This is a genomic window from Pseudooctadecabacter sp. (assembly GCF_020627745.1).
Classification (GTDB): domain Bacteria; phylum Pseudomonadota; class Alphaproteobacteria; order Rhodobacterales; family Rhodobacteraceae; genus Octadecabacter.
Map to the genome: position 1 here is coordinate 36,458 of NZ_JAHDGE010000005.1, position 15,759 is coordinate 52,216.

The following is a 15,759-nucleotide window of genomic DNA, read 5'->3' on the forward strand; positions in this document are numbered from 1 at the left end:
CTCCTCGGTCCGGCCCCGCGGGGGGCGGTAAAATTCAGTTCGCTGCTGGGATAATCAGGGGGGAGGCGTCAAACGACGACATTTCGACCCCGCATCCGTGTTTCGGGTTCACAGACAGAAACCCGTCCTCCCCCGGAAAGATAAACTCAACAGGCGTGTCATCGCTGTCAAAGGTGCCGTTGCTGGTGGTGTAGGTGCTCGTGCCACCGATAAACATGCGCCATTCGGGATGCACAAATTCGTTGCCCGCCGACCGCCACGTTTCCTCACCGTTCTCATCAAAGGCCGTCAGCGCATATTCCGTGCGCAACAAGGTCACGCCATCAATGACCACGCTCTCACCGGTCAACTGGTCAAAGCCCACATACTGGCTGTCACCGATCTCGTCGCTTGAGGTGGTGAAATCCCATGTGTCCACGTCACCGGCCAACAGGTCCGTCATCATCATGCGGTCCGCCGATGACGTCAGCTGTTCGGTATGCCCCGACCGCAGATGAAAACTCTCGACCCACTCGGCCTCCGAATTGATCTTGCCAACATAGGTCAGCCCCTCTTCATCCAGCGTCGCGCGGCGCTGTTCGCCCTCTGCGTCAAAGTCGCAAATGAAATGGTGCGACACGTTACACGACGCCGTCTGGATCGTAAGGTAGCCCTCACACCCCTGCGGAAGGGAAAACTGCTGCGCGGCCACTGGGCTTGCGGCCAGCAGGGCGATGGTCACTGTCGTCTTCATCATTCCTTCACACTCCATGTCAGTCCTACTGTCCTATCGGCACGGCACGCGCCTGCCGGTGTACATACGCCCTGTGTACAGGTTGTGTACGCTGGGCATACGCCTGTCACAGCCCTATTCGGCGGCCACAGACGCCCCTTGGCTCAGGTAATCCATGATCGCATCGGCGGCCTCGCGCCCGTCCTTGATCGCCCACACCACAAGGCTCGCACCACGTACAATGTCACCCGCCGCATAGACCCCCTCAAGGCTCGTCTCACCGGTGTTGAACGCCGCTTTGATGGTGCCCCAACGGGTCACTTCCAACCCGTCCACACCCCAAAGTTTCGGCAAATCCTCAGGCTCAAAGCCCAGCGCCTGAACCACCAGATCGGCGTCTTCAACATAGTCGCTGCCGTCGATCAATTCGGGCGATTGACGGCCCGTCGCATCAGGCTGGCCAAGACGCATTTTCTGCACCTTCACGCCGGTTACGGAATTGGGCATTTCAACGGCCCGCGCAGGCCCGTCCGCATTGCCCGCAAACCCGTTGGGCGCGGCCAGCCAGACAAATTCCACGCCCTCTTCCTCGGCGTTCTGAACCTCACGTTGGGACCCCGGCATATTCGCACGGTCGCGGCGGTACAGACATTTGACAGAGCGCGCCCCCTGACGGATCGCCGTGCGCACACAGTCCATCGCCGTGTCCCCGCCACCGATGACGACAACGCGTTTTCCTTCGGCGTTCAGCTCGCCACTGTCGAACTCTTCCACGTCATCGCCAAAGCTTTTGCGGTTGCTGGCCGTCAGATAATCAATCGCGCGGACAATCCCGTCGTTGTCCACGCCGGGGGCCTCCAAAGCCCTTGTTTTATAGACGCCGGTGGCGATCAGCACGGCCTCATGCTTGCCCCGGATTGCATCGAACGAGATGTCTTCACCCACATTGCAGTTCAGCACAAATTCAACGCCGCCATCTTCCAGCTGCGCCATGCGTTTCATCACGACATCCTTTTCCAGCTTGAAGCCGGGGATGCCGTAGGTCAGCAAACCGCCCCCGCGATCATAGCGGTCATAAACCGTAACCTGCACGCCCTGACGGCGCAGCATATCCGCCGCTGCCAACCCGCCTGGGCCCGCGCCGATGATGCCCACACTCTCGGGGCGTTCGGTGTGGGGGCGGATGGGTTTCACCCAGCCCTGCTCGAACGCGGTGTCGGTGATGTACTTTTCCACGGACCCGATCGTGACCGTGCCATGACCCGATTGTTCGATCACACAATTGCCTTCGCACAACCGGTCCTGCGGGCAGATTCGGCCACAGATTTCGGGGAAGGTGTTTGTCGCCTGGCTCAGCTCATAGGCTTCTTCCAGACGGCCCTCCGCAGTCATGCGCAGCCAGTCAGGGATGTTGTTGTGCAGCGGACAATGGGACTGGCAATAGGGCACGCCACACTGGCTGCACCGGCTCGCCTGTTCTTCGGCCTTGGCCGTGGCGAACTCTGCGTAAATCTCTCCGAAATCTTCTGTGCGTAGATTAGGGGGCCGCTTCTCCGGCATATCCCGTTCCACCTTCGTGAACTTCAGCATCTTTTGACCAGCCACAGGACATTCCTCCGAACATAAATTCTGAACCGCCTCTCTAATCCCCCATTCACGGAAAGAAAAGTCAGTATAGTTTACCTAATTGTTAGTTTTTGCTCCGATGGCAAGCCAGATTTCGCGCAATCGGTGATTTTTTAGGACCGATGCGGACTTATCATGTCTCTTTCACCTGAATCCGTTTGTTTTACAAAGAACAAAACGAATCGGATGATCCATGCCCCTCCTCACACTCGTCCTCGCCGCCTTGATCCAGGGGATCACAGAATTTCTACCCGTGTCCTCGTCCGGCCACCTTATTTTACTGCCCCAACTGACGGGTATGGACGATCAGGGACAGGTCATCGACGTCGCCGTTCATATCGGCACGCTCTTTGCAGTGATCCTCTATTTCTGGTCCGACGTCCGTGCTGCGCTCTTTGGCCTCACCCGCCTTTTGCGCGGTAAAATCGACACCCAAGGCGCGTTTCTCGCGCTGTGTCTGATCATCGCCACGATCCCCGTGGTGATCTTCGGGCTGATCCTCAAACTCACCGGTCTGGACGACATGATGCGGTCCATGGCGGTGATCGGCTGGACGATGCTGATTTTCGGATTGGTCCTCTACTGGGCGGACCAAACCGGCGCCACCACCCGCAAGGCCAGCGATTGGACGTTAAAACACGCCTTCACCATGGGACTGTGGCAAGCCATCTCGCTTATCCCCGGCACCTCCCGCAGCGGCATCACAATCACCGCCGCCCGCCGACTGGGCTACGCCCGCGAAGACGGCGCGAAACTGGCCATGTTGATGTCGATTCCCACAATCATCGCCTCGGGTGTGCTTATCGGGGCGGAAGTCGCCTCAACCGCCGACGCACAAGCCGCCCGCGACGGCGCCGTAGCCGCCGCACTGGCCTTTGTCGCCGCCCTCGCAGCCCTTGCTTTGATGATGCGTCTGCTCAGATCCGTCAGCTTCACGCCCTACGTGATCTACCGCGTGATCCTCGGGCTGATCCTTCTCTGGATCGCCTACGCCTAAACCTTCAGGTTTCTGGCGCTTTCCTTGATCGCGTCATACTGCCCGCTGGGCCGGAACCGCCACAGATAATCCGGCAAAACCGCTTCCATCGCCGTGGGGGCAATGCCAAGATCGGCAAAGGTTTTGGCATCCTCAGCCACCACATTATCCACGGCAAGGTTTTTCACCTGATCCGCCGTCAGCGGCCCGCGCACCAGACCCAACGTCAGGAACCGCACAACACGGAACCCGAACGCCATGACCCGCGCCATCCAGAACGGAATGTTCAGGACCAAACGACGACGTCGCACGATGTCCAACATCTGCTGCATCAATTCGCGGAACGTATGCACATCAGGCCCGCCCAGTTCATAAATGCCCCGCGCATCGCCGTTCACACCCAGGGCAGCCGCTTTCGCAACATCATCCACATAGACCGGCTGAAACCGCGTTTCAGCACCGACGACCGGCAGGACCGGACCAAAGCGCGACATGCCCGCAAACCGGTTGAAGAATTCATCTTCCATCCCGAAAATGATCGAAGGCCGCAAAATCATCGCCTCCGGCATGTGACGCAACACACCCGCCTCACCGGCGGCCTTGGTTTGCGCATATTCGCTGTCCGCATCCGCATCCGCGCCAATGGCGGAAATCTGCACCATCGCCGCCACACCCTGCTCTGCTGCGATGCGGGCAATACGCTCGGCCCCGTCCGCCTGAACCGCTTCAAACGTGTTTTTGCCAACTTCATCCAGAACGCCAACGCAGTTCACCACCGCATCGGCCCCCGTCATCACGGACCGCACAGAGGCGTCATCACGGATATTGCAGAACACCGGTTCCACCTGCCCCACAGCGCCGTATGGCTTCACAAACATGGCCTCATTGGGGTTGCGCACCGCCACGCGAATGCGCCAGCCATCCTTGGCCAGACGCCGCGCGATATAGCGACCGACAAAACCGGACCCGCCGTAGATGGTGACAAGCTTGGACATGACAAAATTTCCCTCGGGCTGACTTTCCCCCGATCTACCCCCACGACCCTTAAGAAACAAGGTCGATATGGCCGCACCGGTTCTGCTTCGTTTTGCTTCAAATACTCAAAATCCCAAACCAGCCAGAATCCCCGCCGAATCCCGTTGACAGGCCTGCCTCACCATCTTAAACGCCCCCTCACGTGATCTGTGCCCAGATGGCGGAATTGGTAGACGCGCCAGCTTCAGGTGCTGGTGTCTGTATGGACGTGGAGGTTCGAGTCCTCTTCTGGGCACCATTCACTTCCCCCACAACGGAAGGTAGACAGATCACATGACAAACCATCTTTACAAAAATGACCTGCCCGACGGCCTCGACCTTGGCCCTGTCGTGGCCATTGATTGCGAGACAATGGGCCTGAACCCCCACCGCGACCGTCTGTGTCTGATCCAGATGTCGGGCGGCGATGGCGATTGCCACTTGATCCAGGTCGAAAAGGGCCAGACCGAGGCCCCGAACCTGTGCAAGATGCTGGCAGATCGCGATGTCCTGAAACTCTTTCACTTTGGCCGGTTCGATATCGCCGCGATGGCCAACGCCTTTGGCACCACCGCCGCGCCTGTTTATTGCACCAAGATCGCCAGCAAACTGGTGCGGACCTACACGGACCGCCACGGGTTGAAGAACCTGCTTCAGGAACTGCTGTCTGTCGATATCTCAAAATTCCAGCAGCAATCGGACTGGGGCGCGGAAACCCTGACCGCCGCCCAGCTGGACTATGCCGCATCCGACGTTTTGTACCTGCATCAGCTGCGCGACAAGCTGAACGAGCGCATGACCCGTGAGGGCCGGATGGACATGGCGCAAGCCTGTTTTGACTTCTTGCCCATGCGCGCGACGCTTGATCTGGCGGGCTGGCCGGAACAGGACATCTTTTCGCACTGATGGGACGGTTTCTGGACACGGCGCGGCGGGTCATCCGCGAAGAGGCCGCAGCCCTGTCCGGGCTGGCAGACGCCCTTGACGCAACCCTGACCGACGCCGTTGAAACCATCCTCAAGGCGCAGGGGCGCGTGGTGGTGTCCGGGATCGGAAAGTCGGGCCACATCGCCCGAAAAATCGCGGCCACGCTGGCCAGTACCGGAACCCCCGCACAGTTCGTCCACCCCGCAGAAGCATCCCACGGTGATCTTGGCATGGTGACAAAACAGGATGTTGTCCTTGCCATTTCCAATTCCGGCGAGGCACCTGAACTGGCCAATCTTCTGGCCTATACCCAGCGGTTCGATATTCCCCTGATCGGGATCACCAGCAAACCTGAAAGCACTTTGGCGCGGTTCAGTGATATCCTTCTGGCGATGCCAAAAACACCCGAGGCTTGTGGCACCGGCGTGGTGCCGACCACTTCTACCACCATGACGCTGGCGCTGGGCGATGCCCTCGCCGTGGCTCTGATGGAGCACCGTGATTTTTCCGCTGAAAACTTCCGTCAGTTTCATCCGGGCGGCAAACTGGGCGCGCAACTGGCCCGTGTGGGCGATCTGATGCACGCAGGTGACGCCCTGCCGCTGGTCACGACCTCCACCCCCATGAGCGATACCCTGCTGATGATCAGCCAGAAGGGGTTCGGCGTGGTTGGTGTTCTCGATAAGGCAGGCTACCTTTGCGGCATCGTGACCGACGGCGACTTGCGTCGGAACATGGCCGGTTTGCTGGATCTGACCGCGGGGCAAGTCATGACGCGTGACCCCCGCACCATAGGTCCTGATGCGCTGGCCGAAGAGGCTGTGAACGTGATGCAGGACCGCAAGATCACCTGTCTGTTTGTCGTGGACCCCGAGGGGTCTTTGGATGTGACAGGTATTCTCCACATTCACGACTGCCTCCGTGCAGGCGTGGTGTAAATGTTCGGCGACGAAAGCTATTCACAGTTTGTCGGGTTCTTGAAGGTCACGCTTCCGCTGGCCGCACTGGCGCTGATGTCCACAATCTTTCTGTTTGCCCGCGCCCCGACACAGGACAGCACCATCCCCTACGCCGAGATCGAGGACATCGCCCGCGAACCGCGCCTGTCCGGCCCGCAACTGTCGGGCGTGGCGGATGATGGATCAATCATCAATCTGGCGGCCCGAACGGCCAAGCCGCAGGGGGACGTCCTGTCGGTCGAGGCGATGACCGCCAACATTCAATCCGCCGACGGCACCGTCATCGACATCCGCGCGGGTATGGGTGAGATCGACAACATCAACAACACCGCCCGCCTTACGGGACTGGCCCATCTTGAGACCTCGAACGGGTATGAGATGGAGACCGCAGGCATATCCGCCAACCTGACCACAGGGCGCATCATCAGCGATGGCCCGCTTGAGGTGCAGGCCCCGTTTGGCGCGCTGACAGCGGGGCAGCTGGTCATTGAAACACCGGATACGGACACCGGACAAGTGATGGTGTTCCAAAACGGTGTCCGGCTGGTATACACACCCCAACCCTAACGGAGAGTGCACGTGACGCTTTTGAAATCTGCCCTGTTTGTGGCGACCATGATCCTTGCGGCTCCGCTCGCGGCCCAAACCAATCTCAATCTTGGAGGGATCAGCGCGGACCCCGCAGCGCCTGTGGAGATTACGGCCGACAATCTGACAGTGGATCAGAACAGCGGCACTGCGATCTTCGAAGGAAATGTTGTGCTGGGTCAGGGTCAGTTGCGTCTGTCGGCTGGCCGTGTCGAAGTCATCTATGACGGAACGGCGGGGGACATCAGCCGGTTGAGCGCCACAGGCGGCGTGACCTTTGTGACCGATACCGAAGCGGCAGAGGCGCAAAGCGCGGACTACAATCTTGATGCAGGCACCCTGACGATGAACGGGGATGTTCTTTTGACCCAAGGGGCAAGTGCCATCTCGGCGGACACAATGCGGATCAACCTCACGACGGGGGCGGCGCAGATGGAAGGGCGTGTACGCACGATCCTGACGCAAGGCGGGAACTGATGCCGGACCTGACCGTCACAGACGGCGACGTCGGCCTGCGGGTCGTCAACCTGCGCAAAAGCTACCGCAAAAGGCTGGTCATCCGCGACGTGTCGATGCATCTCGGACGGGGAGAGGTCGTGGCCCTTCTTGGACCAAACGGGTCCGGCAAGACGACCTGTTTCTATTCTATCGCCGGTCTTGTGACACCCGAAGGCGGCAATGTGGTTGTGGACGGTCGCGATGTGACGGCCCTGCCGATGTATCGCCGCGCCAAGCTGGGCATCGGTTATCTGCCGCAGGAAATGTCGATCTTCCGCGGGCTGAATGTAGAAGACAACATTTTGTCGATTCTTGAAATTGCAGAACCCGACCGCACGCGCCGCCGCGAACGGCTGGAAGAATTGCTGTCGGAATTCAACATCGGTCACATCCGGCGTGCACCGGCCATGGCCCTTTCGGGGGGGGAACGCCGGCGCGCCGAAATCGCACGTTGTCTGGCCGCTGATCCCAATTATGTCCTTCTCGACGAACCGTTTGCGGGGGTTGATCCGATTGCTGTCGGCGAAATCCGCGCCCTGACGGCCGACCTGAAAAATCGCGGGATCGGCGTCCTGATCACCGACCACAACGTTCAGGAAACCCTTCAGATTGTCGACCGTGCCTACATCTTGCACGACGGTAAAATCCTCATGTCCGGCACCACGAAGGAGGTGGTCGAGGATGAAAACGTCCGTCGCGTGTATCTTGGCAATTCCTTCCGTGTGACCTGATGTGACACCCCGCCCATTGACAGATCGTCAATTTGGGCGCCCAATGCAGGGGATGACAGTCACGGTTTCACATGTGGTCGGCAACGCGCCTTACGGGCGCCGGTCGCACACAACCGCCCCACTGTCATCATTTCTGACAATTCCGGCCTGATTTTACGAACCCTTAACGGTTCCCACGCCCCTATTGTCTGCATTGAAATGAAGGAGAAAAGATGCGCTATCAGATCACAGGAAAGCAAATCGACATTGGCGAAGCCCTGCAAACCCATGTGCAGACTGAAATGGGGGAGGTTTTCAGCAAATATGCAGGCCGCCCGACCGACGCAAATATCGTCTTTTCCAAAAGCGCACATGAATACGTGTGCGAAGCTGTGGTGCATCTTTCGACCGGTCTAACGGCGCAAGCCAAGGGCAAAGATACTGAAATCTATGCTGCTTTTGACAGCGCATCCGAGAAAATGGAAAAACAACTCAGGCGGTACAAGCGCCGCCTGAAAGACCACCACAACGGGCGATCACAACCGGTTGAACTCTCCGATGCGGGGTCCTATATCCTCGCCTCACAGACTGAGTCGGAAGATAATGAACCGGACGGCGTCAGTTCCATGATTGTAGCAGAGATGGAAACCAAAATCCCGTCTCTCTCCGTTGGGGAAGCGGTGATGCAAATGGAACTCGCTGATGCGCCGGTACTTGTGTTTCGGAATGAGGGAAACAAAGGGATCAACGTGGTGTATCGCCGTGATGACGGCAACATCGGCTGGATTGACCCCCGCAACGCGAGCTAGAACGAACCATGGTTCGTTCGGGGAATGACATGACCATTCAGGATATCCTTCCGGCAACGGGTATTAAGGTGATTGCATCAGCCACCAGCAAAAAGCGGCTGTTTCATGACCTTGGCGATATGGCAGAAAGCTGTTTTGGGCTGGACCATACAACCGTGGTCGATGCCCTGATGGATCGTGAAAGTCTGGGACCAACAGGTGTGGGGCATGGCGTTGCTTTGCCCCATGCCCGACTGCCGGGTTTGACCAAGGTCTGCGGTCTGTTCCTGCGTCTGAAAAAGTCGATTGATTTTGACGCTGTGGATCGTCAGCCGATTGATCTGGCGTTTGCCCTGTTTGCGCCGCAAGACGCCGGTGTCGAACACCTCAAGGCGCTGGCGCTGGTGTCGCGGACATTGCGGGATGAAAACATCTGCACCAAGCTGCGCGCCAATGAAGACCCGTCCACGATCTACACGATCCTGACAGAGATGAGCGCGGCGCAGGCAGCCTAGCTGCCGTAATCGCCAAACCCGAATGCGACATAGTCGCGTTGGTAGACGTCCCGGACGGCTGCCTCGATCTCGGCTGAATAGATCTCTTTCAACAATGGTGCATGACTATCCGTTTCGGCATCAATCTGGGGCATTGTCGTTTTGCCAATTTGCGCGGCCATGATGGCAAGGCTTTCTTCAAGGTCGTCTTCACGCAATACGAAATCCGGTGTGCCGAATTCGGCGTATCCTTCAAGAACCTGCGCCTGCGTGGCCCAATGGGCATCCACGCGGATGTTGGTCTGTGACGACAGGTTCGCCTTAAGGAACTTCAAAAAGGCCAGAAACGCGTCCTTGTGTTCTGCCACGCCGTATTTGGCATCCGGATAGCGCGCCGGGATCGGCAGTTTGAACTGGTTGCGCAGGACCGTTCTGATCTTGGTGAAACTGCCTTCCTTATCGGAGAGGATTTTTGCACTGAATGCGGCGTGCGCGCGGGCGACAGGATGCCGCAAAACCGTAAATGTCCGGTGGCCGGGGCGGTCGCGTTTCCATGTCCGCAAGGATTTCTGCGTGAACTTGCCAATCAGGTCATCCGGTTGCGCATCATCAAGTCCGGCCAGCCATGCTGTCACGGTTTGTGTGGGTCCGGATTTGATGGGCATGAACAACAAAGGTGCTGTCGGGGCTGCCAGATAGCCGGGAACAGACGGTCCGCGGCGGGGTTCAAAATTGGGCGTGCGCGTGAGGTTGAACCGGTCCGCCCGCGCCAGAGCCGCGGCCATATCCCCGAAGTTTTCAACCTTATCCGCCAACGACCCGGGGTTTTGCTTTTTCAACGAACTGTCCAGCGCCTTCAGCCTGTCCGGAACCCCAAGAAACCGTGCAACCCCGTTCATCACATCCACGTTCTGCAAATCTTCGTAGTCTACATAGAATGCCGTTTGTCCGGATGTCTGAAGGGCGTTCAGCAACCTGATCTGGAAGTGCTGCAGCCGCGTGATGTGATCGTCGAATTCATCGGCGTCAAATCTGATGGTCTCGCTCCGGTGGCTTTTGACATCGCTTAACTTCCACTGCTGGGTGGCTTTTGCGATCTTGTAGCTGACGTAGCTTTCGGCGGGGTTGCGGGTCAGAACAATCTTGGCACACCGCCGATTCTTGATGATCGCATCGAAGACGCGCATGTCGTGATCGCTGAAGTACCTGAACCCGTTCATGCCCTGCGCCGCCACAACGGCATCGAACAAAGCCTCAGGGTTCGCATCTCGTTGTTCGGCAGTATATCCCAGACAGGTCTTGCGGTTGGGATAGCCGATAAAATAGGGGTTGAAAGCCTCCCCATGGCAGGTCACCCCGTCCAGAGCGTTCAGGTTTGCCTCAAGAAAATTGGACCCTGTCCGCATTTCTGCAAAGACCACGAAACTGTCAAATTGGGTCATTCTTACCGTACCAGATAGGGTCTGCGCCGTGTCGGGCGATCATTGGTGGGGGCGCTGTCGGCAGGGAAATCCCCCATCAGATAGGGGTGCATCCCCTGATTTTTGAGGTTCTGCAAAAACTGGCCAAACCCGGACAGATCAGCCATCTTCGGGGCCTCCGTCACATGCCGCAGGTTTTTGGCCCTCATTTCATCCAGCACGGTTTGCAGCGCCTCCATCGGGGTTTCGATGAAATCGGCAAGCGTCCAGACCCGCACCCGTGCCTTCGCATAGGGTGACCGCAGGGCGTTGATATGTTCGCTTTCGATACGCTGAAGCTCTGCCGCCTCTGCACGAATGTCCGAAAAATTGCGGTTCGACTGGAACAGCGGAATGGCCCAGGCGCCGGAAATGACGCTGATCTGCGCATTCGGGTCCTTGGCCAGATCCCAGCTGGCAAACTGGGTATCGGTCGGGCCGAACTGAAAACACTGACGTTCGCCACGAGTGTTCCACACAAGGTTGATCAAAAACAATTGTGCGTGGTGGTCGCGCAGTTTGGCATTGTCGCACAATGCGCCGCTGAATGTCTTCTGTTCGCCCTCGAAATGCACGCGGTCCTTTGCGTAAAGATGACCGTGCACGCGGGTACCGGTGATCCGGGCAAGCCAAGGTTCGAAATCCTCGAACAGTTCCGTGAACCCTTCGAAGACAGAATAGGACGCGGAGGTAAATCCGTTCTCATGTCCGGGGCGCGGCAACCGGCTTTGCATGAACAATCCGGCCCGTCCGCGCGTGCGCCGTTCAACTGCTTTGGAGAAAATCCTGTCGATCTTGCCGGGGTTCGGTTCGGCCCCCTTGAGAGGGTTTTCCTCATTCAGGAAGTGATCATACAGACGGTCGGCATGCGGCCAGATTTTCCGCGCGACAAAGCAATCGGACCTGCGCAACAGCTGAAGATGGTCGTCATAAAAGATATGCGGTTTGCCCTGATAGTCGAACTTGGACAGCGTCAGTGACCGGCTTTCGATATTTTGTGAATATAGCCGCACCAGCGTTTGGAAATAGCTTTCATCAGGGATCCAGACCCGTTTGAAATAGCGGTCGTAAACGGGTCGTTCCGGATCATCGAGGATGGCAGACAAGGTCTGCCGTGTGAGGCACCACCACTGCGACCCCATGTGCGGGACAATACCGTCCGGCACACGTCGGTAGATTTTCAGCCTTCGCTGAAATTCGACGTAGCGATCAAACAAGAACCGCTGTTTACGCCACGAGAACGGGAACCGCAGGGTGAACCGTTCAAAATCAAGCCCGCCTTGGGTCCAGGGCACATCGGCCGTCGTGGCACTTTCGATAAAATCGGTGCGGGGGCGCTGTTCAAGGTAGCGCTGCAAATCCTTGACCGGCCGCAGCGGAAGACAGGACCCGGAGGCAAGATAGACATGGCGAACATCGGGAAAGGATTTCAACATCAGCGCGGATGCAGACTGGGACGCAGCAACGATGCCCCATGTGCCCCATTCGCAGCGATGCCGTTTGGAAAACAGAACATCCGGGACATCTGACAGGCTGGACACGAAGGCATCATAGGTCGCGCGCGGCACGTTCTTGTCGACATGGATCACAACGGGGCAACCTGCCTCCGACCAGTGGCGGATCACCTGCTCGGCGCGGTTGAGGGCCGTGTGGACCAGAATGACGACACCCACGCTCATGCCCAGTTGCCCTTCGACATAAGGCCCAGAATTTCAAGCTGCCGCCAGTTGATGTATTTTTCAGACCATTTGCACCACAGGTCGGGATGCTGCGCGATCCCGTCAGCGTAGGCCTTGTATTCGTGCGAATTGGCGTAGTGCTGGTTGCGGGACAGTTCTTCCTTCGCCTTGTCGCCAAAGGTATCAAGGAATTTGGCGTGCAACAGAATGCCTGACGCCTTTTCCCCGCCCCATTCGTCATAAACGAGGTTCAGACCCCGTGGCAGGACCATGTGGGTTGAACTGACGTAGGCATATTTCCGGTCCCATTTGACCAGTGGTGTTTTGTTAAGGGCGGGCGCGCGCCACGGTTCTTCGCGAAAGAACATGCGCGCACGGGGTCCGCCCTGTATCCACAGGTTATAATACAAATGGTTCTTGGAAATCGTGTAGTTGCCGCTGTCGAACCATGTCGCAATTTCCATCGGGTTCTGACCCCGCCGGTAGGGCACGGCATCAAGACGCCCTTTGGGATACATATCCAACAACATGGCCCCGAAACTGCGAATGTCCGAGGCATCAAGCCAGTCTGTCAGCGCCCGGATCGGGCGGGTATCGCAAAACGGATAGACAAAGAATTCATCAGGATCGACGACCAGCGTCCAATGTCCATGGGCGTATTTGCGTTGCAGATGGTTCAGCCAGTCGACCCCGAACCGCGATCGCCTATAGCTGCCTTTGCTCCTCCACAATGATACATCCGGTTGTTGGGCCACGAAATCGGCACCGCCGTCATCGCTGTCGTTGTCGACCATGATGAAGTGATCGACCCCCAAATCGCGGTAATATTGCAAGAAGAACGGCAGTCGGATGTCTTCGTTGCGAAACGTCGAAAACAGAAGGATGTCCCCTGGTTTGATCTTGTCGGTGCGGTCGATGACGGACGACAACTCACGCGACTTGCGCCGGGCACGAATGTGCCAGCGCTTTCGCTGAAGGCGAAGTCGATATGAAGTCAAGGCGCCCAAGTCGGTCCTTCCGTTCTGCCCATGTGCCTGCGTAACCCTCGCTAGAACGTTGTGGTTAACACTCTATTGAAAACAGACACAAAAGCCTCTCTTTGTTTCCATTCAATAAACAAAGTCGGCGATTAGGCAACCGCTGGTGCCGACACTTCCCGTTTACCAGTTGCCGCGGGACATCAGACCCAGATCAATCAATTGATCGGGTCCTGTGTAGGCGACCGAAGCATCGCACCACAAATCGGGATCGTCGATCAAAGCCGCGTAGTAGGGCGCATAAAGATCGCTGTTTTCGAAATGCTGGGCCCGCGAAAGCTCCTCGTGCGATTTCTCACCAATATTGGGGAGGAACTTGGTATGCAGCAGCACCCCCGATACGCGCCCCCCCTCACCCAGATCAAAGACATCGTTCAGATCACGTGGCAAAATCTGGTGGGTCGACGTGACATAGACATAGCCCCGTTGCCATTTCACCAAAGGCGTCTTGTTCAGGGTTGGCGCACGTTCAGGCCGGCTGCCGAAAAAGAGCCGGTCCCGGACCCCGCCCTGAATCCACAGGTTGCCAAAAACCTCATGACGTCTGGCACGGTAATTGTCCGCATCAAACCAGCGCAGGACGGTCATCGGGTCATCGCCTGCCTTGTATCTTGCCTGCCCCACCGGCCCCTTGGGATAGAGGTCCAGCATCAGACAGCCGAATGCGCGCCGATTTTGTGCGTCCAGATGGGCCGTCAGGGCATTCAGGTCACGCGTGTTTGATTCCGGGTAGATCAACACCTCGTCCGCATCGACCGTCAGACACCACCTTTCGCGGCCATACCGGTGCTGAAGGCAGGTCAACCAGTCGACGCCAAACCGCGCCGCCTTGTAGCTGTGATGTGTCGACCAGAGGGATACATCCGGCTGTTCGGCCAGAAAGGCGGTTGATCCGTCGTCGGACCCGTTGTCGACCACAAGAAAATGCGAGACACCCAGCGCGCGGTAGTGATCAAGCCAGTGGGGGAGGCGTAGCATTTCATTGCGAAGCGTCGCGAAGACAAGAACGCCCTGCGACGGGATGTCCTTCTTGCTGACGCGGGTCAGATCGTTTCGGCGTTTCCATGACCGGTACAGCAGACGCCGCCGTTTCCATCGCATCCGATACGCAAACCATGCCCCTGATCTGGGTTGGCCTGACGGAGATCGGACAGGAAACATCTTGGGTGACTAGGACATTATTGCGCGGCTGTCTGCATGGTCATCAATTTGCGCAAGTAGCCATCGAATTCATCGTGCAGGTCTTCGCGCGCAAGGCCGAAGGCAACCGTTGCCTGCAAAAATCCTGCCTTTGATCCGCAGTCAAACCGCTGGCCCTGAAACCTGTAGCCAAAGACATCCCGTCCCTCGCGCAGTTCGGCATCAATAGCATCGGTAAGCTGAATCTCACCACCAGAGCCGGATTTGATCTTGTTCAGGTTCCGCATGATCTGGGGTGTCAGAATATAACGACCAATCACCGCAAGGTTTGAAGGCGCTTCTTCTGCCTTGGGTTTTTCCACCAGACCATTGACAGACACGACGGACCCGAGGTCTTCCTTAATGTCGATCACGCCATAGGACGACGCTTTTTCCGGCGGAACCTCCATCGCGGCGACCATGCAGCCGCCGGTTTCGGCATGGGCCTCTACCATCTGCTGCAAACACGGCTTTTCGGCCGCGATGACATCGTCGGGCAAAATCACGGCAAACGGTTCGTTGTGGACAAGACGGCGGGCGCACCAGACAGCGTGACCCAGCCCAAGTGCGCGTTGTTGCCGAATGTAGGCAATCGCGCCGCTGTCCATGTTTGTCGATTTCAGTTCAGCCAGAAGATCGACTTTGTCTTTCTTGCGCAGTTCGGCCTCAAGATGCGGAGCCATGTCGAAATAGTCTTCAAGCGCGGATTTACCGCGCGAGGTCACAAAAATGAATTCCTTGATGCCTGCGGCCCGCGCCTCGTCGATTGCATACTGGATCAACGGACGATCCACGAGGGTCATGATTTCCTTGGGGACAGACTTCGTGGCCGGCAGAAAACGGGTGCCCAACCCTGCAACGGGGAAAATGGCTTTGGTGACGCTCTTATTCATTCTTGGTCCTTTGCTCCGTCAACGGAGGTCATTTGCTATCTTACCTAGCACCTAATTAAACAAGCATAAACGTGCAGGTCCCTACAAACGGCGGGGAAACTCGTTCATTCTGCGTCAACTTTGCCGCAAATCCAGAAAGCGCCCCGAACATTCCCTACCCAGATCTTATGGCAAACGAGGACTCCCCCGACAACCGGTGCCGCAGGGATGGGGCCAGAT

At 57.7% G+C, this 15,759-nt stretch carries 16 protein-coding genes and 1 tRNA gene; 9 read left to right on the forward strand and 8 right to left on the reverse strand.

Going from position 1 to position 15,759, the window contains the following annotated elements:
* Nucleotides 1-34 precede the first annotated feature (34 nt).
* A complete protein-coding gene (locus QZ653_RS03620; protein WP_296417666.1) occupies nucleotides 35-733 on the reverse strand; it encodes a hypothetical protein in 699 nt (232 codons plus the stop codon).
* A gap of 114 nt (nucleotides 734-847) precedes the next feature.
* Nucleotides 848-2,317, reverse strand: coding sequence for an NAD(P)-dependent oxidoreductase (locus QZ653_RS03625; protein WP_296417668.1), 1,470 nt, complete (start codon nucleotides 2,315-2,317; stop codon nucleotides 848-850).
* Between the two features lie 214 nt (nucleotides 2,318-2,531).
* On the opposite strand from QZ653_RS03625, the gene QZ653_RS03630 reads away from it, so the two are divergent.
* Entirely contained in the window at nucleotides 2,532-3,335 is an 804-nt protein-coding gene (locus QZ653_RS03630; RefSeq protein WP_296417669.1) for an undecaprenyl-diphosphate phosphatase, read from the forward strand.
* Here the strand turns inward: QZ653_RS03630 and QZ653_RS03635 are convergent.
* On the reverse strand, nucleotides 3,332-4,309 hold the full coding sequence (locus QZ653_RS03635) for a complex I NDUFA9 subunit family protein (RefSeq protein ID WP_296417671.1): 978 nt from the start codon (nucleotides 4,307-4,309) through the stop codon (nucleotides 3,332-3,334). The genes QZ653_RS03630 and QZ653_RS03635 overlap by 4 nt on opposite strands.
* A 191-nt stretch (nucleotides 4,310-4,500) precedes the next feature.
* Here QZ653_RS03635 and QZ653_RS03640 point away from each other — a divergent pair.
* The 8 genes from QZ653_RS03640 to QZ653_RS03675 all read left to right on the forward strand — a co-directional run bounded on the left by QZ653_RS03640 (nucleotide 4,501) and on the right by QZ653_RS03675 (nucleotide 9,313).
* A tRNA-Leu gene (locus QZ653_RS03640) sits at nucleotides 4,501-4,587 on the forward strand.
* Between the two features lie 35 nt (nucleotides 4,588-4,622).
* The gene (locus QZ653_RS03645) at nucleotides 4,623-5,234 is read left to right on the forward strand and encodes a ribonuclease D (protein WP_296417673.1); all 612 of its coding nucleotides are present in this window, start codon (nucleotides 4,623-4,625) and stop codon (nucleotides 5,232-5,234) included.
* The gene (locus QZ653_RS03650; protein WP_296417675.1) at nucleotides 5,234-6,193 is read left to right on the forward strand and encodes a KpsF/GutQ family sugar-phosphate isomerase; all 960 of its coding nucleotides are present in this window, start codon (nucleotides 5,234-5,236) and stop codon (nucleotides 6,191-6,193) included. The genes QZ653_RS03645 and QZ653_RS03650 overlap by 1 nt, the downstream gene beginning before the upstream one ends.
* Nucleotides 6,194-6,781, forward strand: a complete 588-nt coding sequence (locus tag QZ653_RS03655; protein WP_296417676.1) for a hypothetical protein — start codon at nucleotides 6,194-6,196, stop codon at nucleotides 6,779-6,781.
* A 12-nt stretch (nucleotides 6,782-6,793) separates the two neighbouring features.
* Nucleotides 6,794-7,279 (forward strand): lipopolysaccharide transport periplasmic protein LptA, encoded by a 486-nt coding sequence (gene lptA, locus QZ653_RS03660; RefSeq protein WP_296417678.1) that lies wholly within the window; start codon nucleotides 6,794-6,796, stop codon nucleotides 7,277-7,279.
* Nucleotides 7,279-8,031: an LPS export ABC transporter ATP-binding protein gene (gene lptB / locus QZ653_RS03665; protein ID WP_296417680.1), complete on the forward strand. Its 753-nt coding sequence runs from the start codon at nucleotides 7,279-7,281 to the stop codon at nucleotides 8,029-8,031. Before lptA ends, lptB begins: the two co-directional genes overlap by 1 nt.
* 212 nt (nucleotides 8,032-8,243) lie before the next feature.
* Entirely contained in the window at nucleotides 8,244-8,819 is a 576-nt protein-coding gene (gene hpf, locus QZ653_RS03670; protein ID WP_296417683.1) for a ribosome hibernation-promoting factor, HPF/YfiA family, read from the forward strand.
* Between the two features lie 29 nt (nucleotides 8,820-8,848).
* Nucleotides 8,849-9,313: a PTS sugar transporter subunit IIA gene (locus QZ653_RS03675; RefSeq protein WP_296417686.1), complete on the forward strand. Its 465-nt coding sequence runs from the start codon at nucleotides 8,849-8,851 to the stop codon at nucleotides 9,311-9,313.
* On the opposite strand, the gene QZ653_RS03680 is transcribed toward QZ653_RS03675, so the two are convergent.
* The 5 genes from QZ653_RS03680 to galU all read right to left on the reverse strand — a co-directional run bounded on the left by QZ653_RS03680 (nucleotide 9,310) and on the right by galU (nucleotide 15,540).
* Nucleotides 9,310-10,734, reverse strand: a complete 1,425-nt coding sequence (locus tag QZ653_RS03680) for a sulfotransferase family 2 domain-containing protein (RefSeq protein ID WP_296417687.1) — start codon at nucleotides 10,732-10,734, stop codon at nucleotides 9,310-9,312. The genes QZ653_RS03675 and QZ653_RS03680 overlap by 4 nt on opposite strands.
* 2 nt (nucleotides 10,735-10,736) lie before the next feature.
* Nucleotides 10,737-12,431 carry a beta-1,6-N-acetylglucosaminyltransferase gene (locus tag QZ653_RS03685; RefSeq protein WP_296417689.1) on the reverse strand — a complete coding sequence of 565 codons (1,695 nt, stop codon included), beginning with the start codon at nucleotides 12,429-12,431 and terminating at the stop codon, nucleotides 10,737-10,739.
* Nucleotides 12,428-13,438 (reverse strand): glycosyltransferase family 2 protein, encoded by a 1,011-nt coding sequence (locus tag QZ653_RS03690; RefSeq protein WP_296417691.1) that lies wholly within the window; start codon nucleotides 13,436-13,438, stop codon nucleotides 12,428-12,430. Before QZ653_RS03690 ends, QZ653_RS03685 begins: the two co-directional genes overlap by 4 nt.
* A 153-nt stretch (nucleotides 13,439-13,591) precedes the next feature.
* Nucleotides 13,592-14,569, reverse strand: coding sequence for a glycosyltransferase family 2 protein (locus QZ653_RS03695; RefSeq protein WP_296417692.1), 978 nt, complete (start codon nucleotides 14,567-14,569; stop codon nucleotides 13,592-13,594).
* A gap of 77 nt (nucleotides 14,570-14,646) precedes the next feature.
* The gene (gene galU / locus QZ653_RS03700) at nucleotides 14,647-15,540 is read right to left on the reverse strand and encodes a UTP--glucose-1-phosphate uridylyltransferase GalU (RefSeq protein WP_296417695.1); all 894 of its coding nucleotides are present in this window, start codon (nucleotides 15,538-15,540) and stop codon (nucleotides 14,647-14,649) included.
* Between the last annotated feature and the right edge of the window lie 219 nt (nucleotides 15,541-15,759).